This is a genomic window from Kribbella sp. NPDC004138, assembly GCF_053603655.1.
On sequence record NZ_JBSGFZ010000009.1, the window covers coordinates 275,339 to 286,828 of the forward strand.

Annotated in this window: 11 protein-coding genes; 8 read left to right on the plus strand and 3 right to left on the minus strand. The window is 69.9% G+C overall.

Annotation, left to right across the window (positions count from 1 at the left end):
- Position 1 precedes the first annotated feature (1 nt).
- The 4 genes from ACWEOO_RS15725 to ACWEOO_RS15740 all read left to right on the plus strand — a co-directional run bounded on the left by ACWEOO_RS15725 (position 2) and on the right by ACWEOO_RS15740 (position 5,319).
- Positions 2–1,909 (plus strand): ATP-binding protein, encoded by a 1,908-nt coding sequence (locus ACWEOO_RS15725; RefSeq protein WP_452143551.1) that lies wholly within the window; start codon positions 2–4, stop codon positions 1,907–1,909.
- Positions 1,910–1,985: 76 nt separating this feature from the next.
- Entirely contained in the window at positions 1,986–3,143 is a 1,158-nt protein-coding gene (locus ACWEOO_RS15730; RefSeq protein WP_452143552.1) for an acyl-CoA dehydrogenase family protein, read from the plus strand.
- A 15-nt stretch (positions 3,144–3,158) separates the two neighbouring features.
- Positions 3,159–4,715: an AMP-binding protein gene (locus tag ACWEOO_RS15735; protein ID WP_452143553.1), complete on the plus strand. Its 1,557-nt coding sequence runs from the start codon at positions 3,159–3,161 to the stop codon at positions 4,713–4,715.
- Positions 4,708–5,319 (plus strand): TetR/AcrR family transcriptional regulator, encoded by a 612-nt coding sequence (locus tag ACWEOO_RS15740; RefSeq protein ID WP_363706848.1) that lies wholly within the window; start codon positions 4,708–4,710, stop codon positions 5,317–5,319. The genes ACWEOO_RS15735 and ACWEOO_RS15740 overlap by 8 nt, the downstream gene beginning before the upstream one ends.
- On the opposite strand, the gene ACWEOO_RS15745 is transcribed toward ACWEOO_RS15740, so the two are convergent.
- Positions 5,292–6,053 (minus strand): AraC family transcriptional regulator, encoded by a 762-nt coding sequence (locus tag ACWEOO_RS15745; RefSeq protein WP_452143554.1) that lies wholly within the window; start codon positions 6,051–6,053, stop codon positions 5,292–5,294. The genes ACWEOO_RS15740 and ACWEOO_RS15745 overlap by 28 nt on opposite strands.
- A gap of 54 nt (positions 6,054–6,107) precedes the next feature.
- Between ACWEOO_RS15745 and ACWEOO_RS15750 the strand changes: the two genes are divergently transcribed.
- Positions 6,108–7,226, plus strand: a complete 1,119-nt coding sequence (locus tag ACWEOO_RS15750) for an MFS transporter (protein WP_452143555.1) — start codon at positions 6,108–6,110, stop codon at positions 7,224–7,226.
- 1 nt (position 7,227) lies between these two features.
- Here ACWEOO_RS15750 and ACWEOO_RS15755 read toward each other — a convergent pair whose 3' ends face one another.
- Positions 7,228–7,593, minus strand: coding sequence for a 5-carboxymethyl-2-hydroxymuconate Delta-isomerase (locus ACWEOO_RS15755; RefSeq protein WP_452143556.1), 366 nt, complete (start codon positions 7,591–7,593; stop codon positions 7,228–7,230).
- A gap of 145 nt (positions 7,594–7,738) precedes the next feature.
- On the opposite strand from ACWEOO_RS15755, the gene ACWEOO_RS15760 reads away from it, so the two are divergent.
- Both ACWEOO_RS15760 and ACWEOO_RS15765 read left to right on the plus strand, forming a co-directional pair.
- On the plus strand, positions 7,739–9,190 hold the full coding sequence (locus ACWEOO_RS15760) for an MDR family MFS transporter (protein WP_452143557.1): 1,452 nt from the start codon (positions 7,739–7,741) through the stop codon (positions 9,188–9,190).
- Between the two features lie 10 nt (positions 9,191–9,200).
- On the plus strand, positions 9,201–10,208 hold the full coding sequence (locus ACWEOO_RS15765; RefSeq protein WP_452143558.1) for a GNAT family N-acetyltransferase: 1,008 nt from the start codon (positions 9,201–9,203) through the stop codon (positions 10,206–10,208).
- A 133-nt stretch (positions 10,209–10,341) separates the two neighbouring features.
- Here ACWEOO_RS15765 and ACWEOO_RS15770 read toward each other — a convergent pair whose 3' ends face one another.
- Positions 10,342–10,773: a MarR family winged helix-turn-helix transcriptional regulator gene (locus ACWEOO_RS15770; protein ID WP_452143559.1), complete on the minus strand. Its 432-nt coding sequence runs from the start codon at positions 10,771–10,773 to the stop codon at positions 10,342–10,344.
- Positions 10,774–10,801: 28 nt separating this feature from the next.
- On the opposite strand from ACWEOO_RS15770, the gene ACWEOO_RS15775 reads away from it, so the two are divergent.
- Positions 10,802–11,236, plus strand: coding sequence for a hypothetical protein (locus ACWEOO_RS15775; protein WP_452143560.1), 435 nt, complete (start codon positions 10,802–10,804; stop codon positions 11,234–11,236).
- The last annotated feature ends 254 nt before the right edge of the window (positions 11,237–11,490 follow it).

Genomic DNA, 11,490 nt, shown 5'->3' on the forward strand with positions numbered 1-11,490 from the left:
CATGATCTCTTCGGTACTGGTCGCCAACCGCGGCGAGATCGCCCGCCGGATCTTCCGCACGGCCCGGTCGCTCGGCCTGTCCACGGTGGCGGTGTATTCGAGCGCCGACGCGCGGATGCCGTTCGTGGACGAGGCCGATGCGGCCGTTCACCTGCCCGGGAACACACCGGGCGAGACTTATCTGCGGGCCGACCTGGTCGTCGAGGCGGCGCTGCGGGCCGGTGCGGACGCCGTCCATCCCGGGTACGGGTTCCTGTCGGAGAACGCCGCGTTCGCGCAGGCGGTGATCGACGCGGGGCTGACCTGGATCGGTCCGCCCGTGGACGCGATCTCGTCGATGGGGTCGAAGATCGAGGCGAAGAAGCTGATGGCGGCGGCCGGGGTGCCGGTGCTGGCGGAGCTCACGCCGGCCGAGGTGTCCGCCGACGATCTGCCGGTGCTGGTGAAGGCGTCGGCAGGCGGTGGTGGCCGCGGGATGCGGATGGTGTCGCGGCTGGAGGACCTCGCGGCCGAGATCGACGCGGCGTCGGCGGAGGCGCTGTCGGCGTTCGGGGACGGGACGGTGTTCTGTGAGCGGTACCTCGCGACCGGGCGGCACATCGAAGTACAGATCATGGCGGACCGGCACGGGACGATCTGGGCGGTCGGTGAACGGGAGTGCTCGATCCAGCGCCGGCACCAGAAGGTCGTCGAAGAGGCGCCGTCGCCACTCGTCGACCGCATCCCGGCGATGCGCGCCGAGTTGTTCGACGCGGCGCGGAAGGCGGCCGCGGCGATCAACTACACCGGTGCCGGGACGGTCGAGTTCCTCGCCGATGAGGACGGGAACTTCTACTTCCTCGAGATGAACACGCGGTTGCAGGTGGAGCATCCGGTGACCGAGGAGACGACCGGGCTCGACCTGGTCGAGCTGCAGATCGCCGTCGCGTCCGGTGCGCAGCTGCCGCCCGAGCCGCCGCTGACGGTCGGGCATGCGATCGAGGTCCGGCTGTACGCCGAGGATCCCCACCACGAATGGCAACCGCAGACCGGAGTGCTGCACAGCTTCACGCTGGAGCAGCAGGAGGGTCTGCGGGTCGATTCCGGGGTGGTCGACGGGTCGGAAGTCTCGCCGTACTACGACCCGATGCTCGCGAAGGTGATCGCGTACGGGGCCGATCGGGCCGCGGTCGCGCGGCGGCTGGCCGGGGTGCTGGAGCGGGCGACGATCCACGGCGTCGGCACCAACCGGGAGCTGCTCGCGTGGATCCTTCGGCACCCGGCGTTCCTCGCGGGCGACACGGACACCGCGTTCTTCGACACGCACGGGGTCGGGACGACGGTCGACGACTCGGTGGTGCGGGCGTCGGCGTTGGCGGCCGCGCTGGCGGATGCGGCGGGACGGCGTACGCCGGTGCGGGTGCCCAGCGGGTGGCGGAATCTGGTGTCGCAGCCGCAGCGGAAGAGCTATCGGTACGGCGACGACGTGGTCGAGGTGACGTACCGGCTGACGCGGGACGGATTGGTTGTCGACGGCAACACTGCGCTGATTTCTCTGGACCCCGGGAGCGTCGCGCTCGAGGTCGACGGTGTGCGCAGGTCGTTCGAGGTCGCGGCGTACGGCGGGCTCGTGTGCGTGGACTCGGCGCTCGGCGGTGTGACGCTGCGGCCGGTCGAGCGGTTCGTCGATCCGGCCGATCAGGTCGCCGCCGGGTCGTTGGTGGCGCCCATGCCGGGGACCGTGATCCGGGTCGGCGTCGCGGTCGGTGACGTGGTGAAACAAGGACAGCCGCTGCTCTGGCTGGAGGCGATGAAGATGGAGCACACGATCGCCGCCCCGGCGGACGGCGTCGTCGGTGAGTTGAAGGTGGCAGCAGGACAACAGGTCGAGGTCGGCACCGTACTGGCCGTGGTTGGGGAGGGCGCATGAACGAGCGTAGCGAGTTCATCAGAAAGCACAGCGCGATTCGTGCCTCATCGGCGCCCGGAGCGAAGCGAGGACGCCGATGAGCTTCGTGGAATCCGACGAACGTCGGGAGTTGAGAAGGGTCGTCGGCGAGCTCGGGAAGAAGTACGGCTACGAGTGGTTCAACCGGCAGGCCAGGACCGGCGGTCACACCACCGAGCTGTGGCTCGAGGCCGGCAAGCTCGGGTTCCTGGGCGTGAACCTTCCCGAGGAGTACGGCGGCGGTGGCGGCGGCATGGCCGACCTGTCGATCGTCCTCGAGGAGCTCGGCGCGGCCGGCTGCCCACTGCTGATGATGGTCGTGTCGCCGTCGATCTGCGGCACGGTGATCTCCCGGTTCGGCACCGACGACCAGAAGCAGCACTGGCTGCCGGGCCTCGCCGACGGTACGACGATCATGGCGTTCGCGATCACCGAACCGGACGCCGGCTCGAACTCGCACCAGATCACCACCACGGCCCGTCGGACCGACGGCGGCTGGTCGCTGACCGGGCGCAAGGTGTACATCTCCGGGCTCGACGTCGCGAAGGCGGTCCTGGTCGTCGGCCGCACCGAAGACGCCCGGACCGGAAAGCTGAAGCCGGCGCTGTTCATCGTCCCGACCGATGCGCCGGGCGTGGAGTTCCGGCAGATCGAGATGGACCTGATCAGCCCGGACAAGCAGTACGCGCTGTTCCTGGACGACGTACAGCTGCCGCGCGAAGCGCTCGTCGGGTCCGAGGACGCGGCGCTCATGCAGCTGTTCGCGGGCCTCAACCCCGAACGGATCATGGCGTCCGCGTTCGCGATCGGGATCGCTCGGCACGCGCTCGGCAAGGCGACGGCGTACGTCAAGGAACGCCAGGTGTGGAAGCAGCCGATCGGCGCGCACCAGGGCATCGCGCACCCGCTGGCGCAGATCAAGATCGAGCTCGAGCTGGCCCGGCTGATGATGCAGAAGGCGGCGGCGTTGTACGACGCGGGCGACGATCTGGCCGCGGGCGAGGCCGCGAACATGGCGAAGTACGCGGCCGGCGAGGTCGCCGTACGAGCCACCGATCAGGCAGTGCAATCGCTCGGCGGGAACGGTATGACTGTCGAGTACGGCGTTGCGTCACTGGTCGCGGCCGCACGCGCGACCCGGATCGCCCCGGTCAGCCGGGAGATGATCCTGAACTTCGTCGCACAGCACAGCCTCGGGTTGCCGAAGTCCTACTGAGAAAGGCCTGGGCCGATGATCATCACCAGCGAATTCCCGCCCGTCGAGGTGCTCGACGTCCCGATCCACGACGCCGTGCTCGGCAGAGCCCAGGAGTACGGCGACCGGCCGGCGATGGTCGACGGCGTCACCGGCAAGGAACTCAGCTACGCCCAACTGGACCACTTGACCCGGCGGGTCGCGGCCGGCCTGGCCGAGCTCGGCGTACAGCACGGTGACGTGATCGCGCTGTACAGCCCGAACACGATCCTGTACCCGGTGGTGTTCTACGGCGCCACGCGGGCCGGTGCGACTGTGACCACGGTGAACGCGCTCTACACCGCGGACGAGTTGCACAAGCAGTTGGTCGACTCGAAGGCGAAGTTGCTGGTGACGATTTCGCTGTTCCTGCCGGTCGCGACCGCCGCGGTCGAGGGCACGGACGTCGGGCAGATCTTCGTCTGCGACCAGGCCGAGGGGTACCGGTCGATCCAGGAGCTGTTCGCGTCCACCGCTCCCGAGCCATCGGTGACGATCGATCCGGCAGTGGACGTCGCGGTGCTGCCCTACTCGAGCGGGACCACCGGCGCGGCCAAGGGCGTGATGCTGACGCACCGGAACATCGCGACGAACATCGCGCAGGCCGAGGCCACGATCAAGCTGGGCGAGGACGAGCGGGTCATCGCGATCCTGCCGTTCTTCCACATCTACGGACTGACCGTCCTGATGAACCTGCCGCTGCGGCTCGGCATCACGGTCGTGGTGCTGCCCAAGTTCGACCTGGAGCAGTTCCTGACCACACTCCAGGACCAGCGGATCACGCGAGCGTTCGTCGCACCGCCGGTGGTTCTGGCGCTCGCCAAGCACCCGGCCGTCGACTCGTTCGACCTGTCCGCGCTGCAGCACGTGATGTCGGCCGCGGCGCCGTTGGACGGCGAGCTGGCCGAGGCGTGCGCGAAGCGGCTCGGTCTGCACGCGGTGACGCAGGCCTACGGGATGACCGAGCTGTCGCCGGGCACGCACGCCGTACCGCAGGACGACCCGGAGCCGCCGCCGGGTGCGGTCGGCAAGCTGTTCCCGTCGACCGAGATGCGGCTGGTCGGTGCGGACGGTGAGGACGCGGACGAGGGCGAGATCTGGATCCGCGGGCCGCAGGTGATGAAGGGGTACCTCGGCCGGCCCGCCGAGACCGACGCGACGATCGACCGCGACGGCTGGCTGCACACCGGCGACATCGGGCGGATGGACGCGCGGGGTTATCTGTACGTCGTGGACCGGGTGAAGGAGCTGATCAAGTACCACGGCTACCAGGTGCCGCCGGCGGAGCTGGAGGCCGTGCTGCTCACCGACGACCGGATCGCCGACGCGGCCGTCATCGGCGTCGATGCCGACGGCAACGAAGTGCCGAAGGCGTTCGTGGTGCCGATGCCCGGGGTGTCGTTGACCGCCGAGGATGTGATCGAGTACGTCGCGGCGCGGGTGGCGCCGTACAAGAAGATCCGGCAGGTGGAGTTCATCGACGCGGTGCCGAAGGCGGCGTCGGGGAAGATCCTGCGGCGCGAACTGCGGGCGCGTGAGGCCGCGCGTGAGTGAGGCGCTGAAAGCGCCCCAGCAGGATCGGTCGCGGGCCACGCGGCAGCGGCTGCTGGAGGCTGCGGTCGAGTCGCTGGCCGAGGTCGGGTACGCCGCGACGACGGTGTCGGTCGTCGCGGCGCGGGCCGGGGTGTCGCGGGGTGCGGCACAGCATCACTTCCCGACGCGGGCGGACCTGTTCGCGGCGGCCGTCGAGTACATGACCGAGGTACGGCTGGCGGAGATCCGTGCGCAGGCCGCCGCGCTGCCGAGTGGGGCGGGGCGGACCGAGGCGATCGTCGGGATGCTGGCCGACGTGTACACCGGGCCGTTGTTCCGCGCCGCGCTGCATCTGTGGGTGGCGGCGTCGACGGAGGAGGCGTTGCGGCAGCAGATCGTGCGGCTGGAGGCACACGTCGGGCGGCAGGCGCACCGGGCGCTGCTCGACGTCCTCGAGGTGAGCGAACGGACGCCTGGTGTGCGGGAGACCGTGCAGGGTGTGCTGGACATGGCGCGCGGTCTGGGGCTGGCTGATCTGTTGACCGACGACAGTGTGCGGCGGCGCGGCATCGTGCGCCAGTGGAGCCGCATCCTCGATCAGGCTCTGCGCGACCCGGGTGTGTGACCGAAGGCGCTCTTGAAGGTGTCGATGAACGCACTCGTCGACGCCCAACCGGTCCGGTGCGCCACCCGCGTCACGGACTCCCCGTCCGCCAACAGCACCAGCGCCTCGTGCAACCGCAACTGAGTCCGCCACTGCGGAAACGTCATCCCCAACTCGGCACGACACAATCGACTCAACGTCCGCTCACTTGCACCCACCTCCCGCCCTAGCTGAGTCAGAGTCCGCCCGTCCGCGGGCTCCGCCCGCAACACCCCACAAACCGCCACAAGCCGCGCGTCCCGCGGCGCAGGCAAGTAGGTCGGCCGCTGAGCCGACCGCCGCAACTGGTCCAACAACACACGCCGCAACCGCCCACGCTCACCAGTCTCAAGGCCCTCCGCGACTTGACCAGGTCCACCGGCTTCCTCATCTGCTGTGTAGGTGAGGATGAGTTCTCGCAGGAGGGGGCTGACCACCAGGGCTGAGGGGGCGGTCAGGGCGAGCGGGTTTTCGGTGAGGCCGACTGTGTGGAGGGTGGTTTCGCCGTAGGCGCGGTGTTGGTGGAGGGTGCCGGCGGGGATCCAGATGGCTCGGGTAGCGGGGGCTACCCACGTGCCGGCGTCGGTGGTGACCGAGAGGACGCCGCGGCCGGCGTACACGATCTGGTTCCGGTCGTGCCAGTGCGGCTCGATGCCGCCGCCGGCCTCGATCGGGCGTCGGCCGGTGGTCGCGGGACGTTGGCGGGTTTCCGGCATCAGCTGGCATTTTATCGGAAGCCGGACACGCCACCCGGCGGTGACGATCGACGGGTGAAGAGACCCATCGGGCTGATGGCCACCGGCCACGCGTGCGTGGACATCTACCAGGGCTGCGTGCCGGCGCTCGTACCGTTCCTGGTCGCCGAGCGCGGCCTCGGGTACGTCGCGGTGTCCGGCATCACGCTCGCCGCGACGCTGCTGTCCTCGGTCGTGCAGCCGGTCTTCGGCGTCCTCACCGATCGCCGTCCGCTGACCTGGCTGATCCCGCTCGCGATGACCACCGCAGGCCTCGGCATCGCCCTGATCGGCGTCGGGCACGACTACTGGCTGACTTGGCTGGCGGCGGCGCTGTCGGGCCTCGGCGTCGCGGCGTACCACCCGGAGGCAGCCCGCCTGGCCCGGATCGTGAGCGGCGGCAGCCATGTCGGGATGAGCTGGTTCTCGGTCGGCGGGAACGTCGGCTTCGCGCTGGCGCCGGTGCTGGTCACACCGATCATCGCCACGGGCGGGCTGTCGCTGACGCCGCTGCTCGTCGTACCAGCTGTCCTCGGCGCCGCGATCACCTCGTGGGCGATCCGCTCGCGCGTCGCCGTCACGGCAGCCCGCAGCCAGACCCAGGGAACGGACGACTGGCCGTCGTTCCTGCGGCTGTCGCTGATCATGATCTGCCGCTCGATCGTGTTCGTCGGCCTCGGCACGTTCATCGCGCTGTACGCCGGCCAGCGGGTCGGCGGCGGTACGACGACCGGCGGCGTCGCGCTGTTCGTGCTCTTCGCCGCCGGCGCGCTCGGCACCCTCCTCGGCGGCCGGCTGGCCACGCGCTACGGGCGGGTCCGCACACTGCGCACGTCGTACGCCGTCGCCGTCCCCGCGATCGCCTGCCTGGTGCTCGTTCCGGGGCCGGCGTTCTTCGGGTTCCTCGCCGCGACCGCGATCGCGATGTCGATCCCGTTCTCGCTGCACGTGACACTCGGCCAGGACTTCCTGCCCGGTCGCGTCGGTACGGCGGGCGGCATGACACTCGGCCTCGCGGTCAGCATCGGCGGCGTGGCCACGCCGGTCCTCGGCGCCATCGCGGAACACACGTCGCTGCGGCTGGCGCTCAGCACACTGATCGCGCTGGTCCTGTGCAGCACCTTGATCGGCTACGCCATCAACGAACCCGCCTGAGCTAGCGGTCGAACTTCCGGTACGAAGCGTCGAGCTCGCGCACCTCGGCGGAGGCGTGCAGCGTGACGCCGTCCTGCGGGGGGATGAACTTGCCCAGCAGTTCCAGCGTGGCCTCGGTCAGCCGCACCTTCACCTCATCGGTGCGACCGGGCAGCAGGCCGATCGTCACCTGCACCAGAGCGTGCCCTGCGTCAGCGCGGTCTTCGTACCCGTAGGCCGACAGATTGTCGTACCTGATCATGGTCTTGCAGGCCTCGGGTTTGGCGGCCGCGATCTCGACGACGGTCTCGTGCAGTGCGCGGGTGAACCCGTCGACGTCGAAGGCGTCCTCGACCGGGTGCGAGTAGTCGACGGTGATCGCTGGCATGAGCACTCCTGTTCCGCGGCGGACAACCAGAACCCTAACCTCCGGGCCTTGCAGTCGCCCCCGCTGCTTCGTCGTACGGACGGACGTCCAGTGGGCGGTCCATGGGTGGGGAACAGTTGTCGGTTCACATACATTGGTTGGTGATATGACTACCGAGCGGATCGACCGGACGAGCGTCGGACTCCGGTCGGAACGAGGCCCGATTCTGCTCGCGGTGATGCTGAGCATCGGACTGGTCGCGATCGACGCGACGATCCTGGCCACCGCCGTACCGTCGGTGGTCGCGGACCTCGGCGGATTCACCCAGTTCCCCTGGCTGTTCTCGATCTACCTGCTCGCGCAGGCCGTGTCGGTGCCGATCTACGGCAAGCTCGCGGACCAGCGCGGCCGGAAGCCGATCATGCTGCTCGGCGTCGGGCTGTTCGTGCTCGGGTCGGTGCTGTGCGGGTTCGCCTGGAGCATGCCGGCGCTGATCGCGTTCCGGCTCGTGCAGGGGCTCGGCGCGGGCGCGATCCAGCCGATCGGCATGACGATCGTCGGCGACATCTACACGGTCGCGGAGCGGGCCAAGGTGCAGGGCTACATCGCCAGCGTCTGGGGGATCTCGTCGTTCGTCGGCCCGACCCTCGGCGGTGTGTTCTCGGACTTCATCTCCTGGCGGTGGATCTTCTTCGTGAACATCCCGCTCGGGATCGCGGCCGCCTGGGTGCTGGTCCGCCGGTTCGAGGAGAAGGTCGCGGACAAGACCAGCCACCGGATCGACTACACCGGCGCGATCCTGCTCGCGGTCGGCGGTTCGCTGCTGCTGCTCGGGTTGCTCGAGGGCGGCGTGATGTGGGACTGGGACTCGCCGGCGAGCATCGTGATCCTGGCCGCGGCCGTCGTCCTGCTGGTGGGGTTCGTGTTCGTCGAGCGGCGGGCGGCCGAGCCGATCCTGCCGCTGTGGGTGCTGCGCCAGCGGGTGCTGAACTCGGCCAACTCGGCCGCGCTGCTGATCGGCTTGCTGATGATCGGCCTGTCGACGTACGTGCCGCTGTTCGCGCAGAGCGTCCTCGGTACGTCGGCCCTCGTCGCCGGGTTCGCGCTCGCCGCGATGACGCTCGGCTGGCCGATCGCGGCGTCGTTCGCCGGGCGGATCTACCTGCGGGTCGGGTTCCGCACGACGATGCTGATGGGCTCGCTGATCGTCGTCCTCGGGTCCGGCGTACTGCTCACGGTCGGGTCCGGGAGTTCGGTCCTGCACCTCGCCGCGGCGTGCTTCGTGATCGGGGTCGGGCTCGGCTTCTCCGCCTCGCCGTCGGTCGTGGCCGCGCAGTCGTCGGTCGACTGGCAGACGCGCGGCGTGGTGACCGGCGCGAACATGTTCTCCCGCTCGGTCGGCAGCGCGGTCGGGGTCGCGGTCTTCGGCGCGGTCGCGAACGGCGTGGTCGCCGCGCGCCTCGGCGACGACCACGCAGACCTGGAGAAGGTGCCGGCCGAGATCCTCGCGCCCGCTGTCCACGACGTGTACTACGGCGCCGCCGCGGCCGCACTCCTCCTCGTCGTCGCCGTGCTCTTCATGCCGAACCGCATCACCGAGCGCCCACTGCGGGACTAGGTTGAGCTATATGCGCGCGGTCGACTGTGTGGGGGCTTTGATCCGGGACGAGCAGCATCGCGTCTATCTGCAGCGGCGTACGGCGGACCGGCGGTTGCTGCCGGGGATCTGGGACATCGTCGGCGGGCACCTGGAGGCTGGTGAGACTCCGGAGCAGGCGCTGGCGCGCGAGGTCGAGGAGGAGACCGGCTGGAAGGTCCGCGACATCGTCTGGACCGTCGCGGACTGGGAGTGGGAGTGGCAGGGCCGGGTGCGGCGGGAGGTCGACTACCTCGTCACCGTCGACGGAGACCTCGGCCGGCCACGCCTCGAAGCCGGCAAGCACGACGCGTCCGCCTGGGCTGGACCGTACGACCTGGACCTGCTGATGGTGAACCGGACCGACGGCGACCGGCGACTGCGGGACCTGGTCGCGCACACGGTCCGGACACGGTTCACGGACCGCCTGCGGCTCGAGCCGCTGACCGGTCCGAACGGGGTGGTTCCCGGACATGCGGCGGACCTTCAGCGGATCTACGAGGACCCGTGGGTGGCCCGCTGGTACGACGAGACGCTGTCGGCGGAGCAGGCGGCCGTGCGGGTCGCTGACCACCAGGCGAGCTGGGAACGAGACGCTGCCGGTAAGTGGATCGCCTATGAGCGGGTGACCGGCGACGTGGTGGGGCGCGGTGGTCTGTCCCGTATTCCGGCCGATGCGCCGACGGCCGCGGCGATCGCGGAGCTGGTCGGGCCCTCCTGGGCCGCCGACCGGCTTGAACTCGGCTGGGCCCTGACCGAGCCGGCCCGCGGCCGCGGCCTCGCAACCGAGCTCGGCCGCGCCGGTCTGGACTACGCATTCGACACCTTGAACGCCTCGTCCGTCATAGCTTTCACCGAGCGGGTGAACGCGGCCTCCCAGGCAGTGATGCAGCGGCTGGGCATGGAGTACGCCGGAGAGGTCCGCGCCGAAGGCTGGGCTGCCGACGCCTCCGCCATCGTGCCCGACGCCCCGTTCGCGGTGTACGCAGCCCGTCGGTGACCCGTCTCGCGGTGGCGTTGCTCGGACCTGAGACAAGCAACGGTGACCTGGGACATGCAATACCAGGTCTCCGTGGACCATTTCTTGTCTCAGGTTTCGCGGACAGGCGGCGCGGCGGACCGGGGGCGGACATCTAGCGGTCCAGGGCGGTCACGAAGCGGGTCAGGAGGGTGGCGAAGTCGTTTCGTTCGTTGTGCGTCCAGTCTTCCATCGCGGCGGCGAAGCGGTCCCGGCGGAAGGCGTGGACGGTGTCCAGCTGGGCTCTCCCGGCGGCGGTGAGGACGAGGTTGGTACGGCGGCCGTCCGCCTGGTCGGCCTCGCGGCGTACGAGGTCCGCCGAGACCGCGGCGGCGACGAGTTTGCTCGCGCGAGGCTGGTCGACACCGAGGGCCGCGGCGACACCGTTGACGCCGAGCGGGCCGGGCTCGGCCGCCTCGATCGCGTCGAGGACCTCCTGGACCGGGTCGGGTCCGCCGGACTGGACGGCGAACGTACGGCGGGTCTGCCGCCGGCGGATCGCGATCATCGCCGCTTCTACCGCGGCGACCGGGTCGGGGTTGTCCATGTCCGGCTCCAACTATATGCTCTTTGACATGTATATGTCCGGTGACAACAAGCCTATCGGCTGGTGGCTGAAGGAGGTCGACCGGCTACTGGAGGCGTCGTTCGACCAACTCCTCGCCGCCGACAACCTCACCCGCCGCCAATGGCAGGCCCTCAACGCCGCAGCCACACACCGCCGGCCGCCGGCGGCACACGCACAGAGCAACACGACGGAGTCCAGGTCCGCAGCGCCGGCATCCGCGGCGCAGGAGCTCGCATTGCCGGGACCTGCGGCGCCTGGGGCGGGGATCGCGGAGGCGCTTGCGCCGTTTCTGGGTGGGGATCCGGCGGACGGTGAGCGGGCGTTGGAGGCGCTGAGCGTGAAGGTTCGGGCGCAGCGGCGGCGGGTGGTGGCCGGGATCTCGGACGTGGAGTACCTGGCGACGATCGACGTGCTTCGGCGGATGGCCGGCAATCTGATGTGAGGAGGCTCCGGGTGTGACCGCCCAGGCGCGACGGTCACACTCGGAGCCGACCACCTCAAGGGGGAGGTTCCCGGTGAGGTGTCGGGAGCCTCCGGTGTCCTGCCGCCCAGGACACTCGGCCCTGCCTGGCCCGAGGTGTCGGCCAGGAGGTGGGTTGGAGCGATGGTGCCCATACCGCCGAGCACGATCGCGGCGAGCAGGAACGCCGACTCCAGGAAGATGAACTGGTCCGGACTGACCGCGCCGTCCTGATG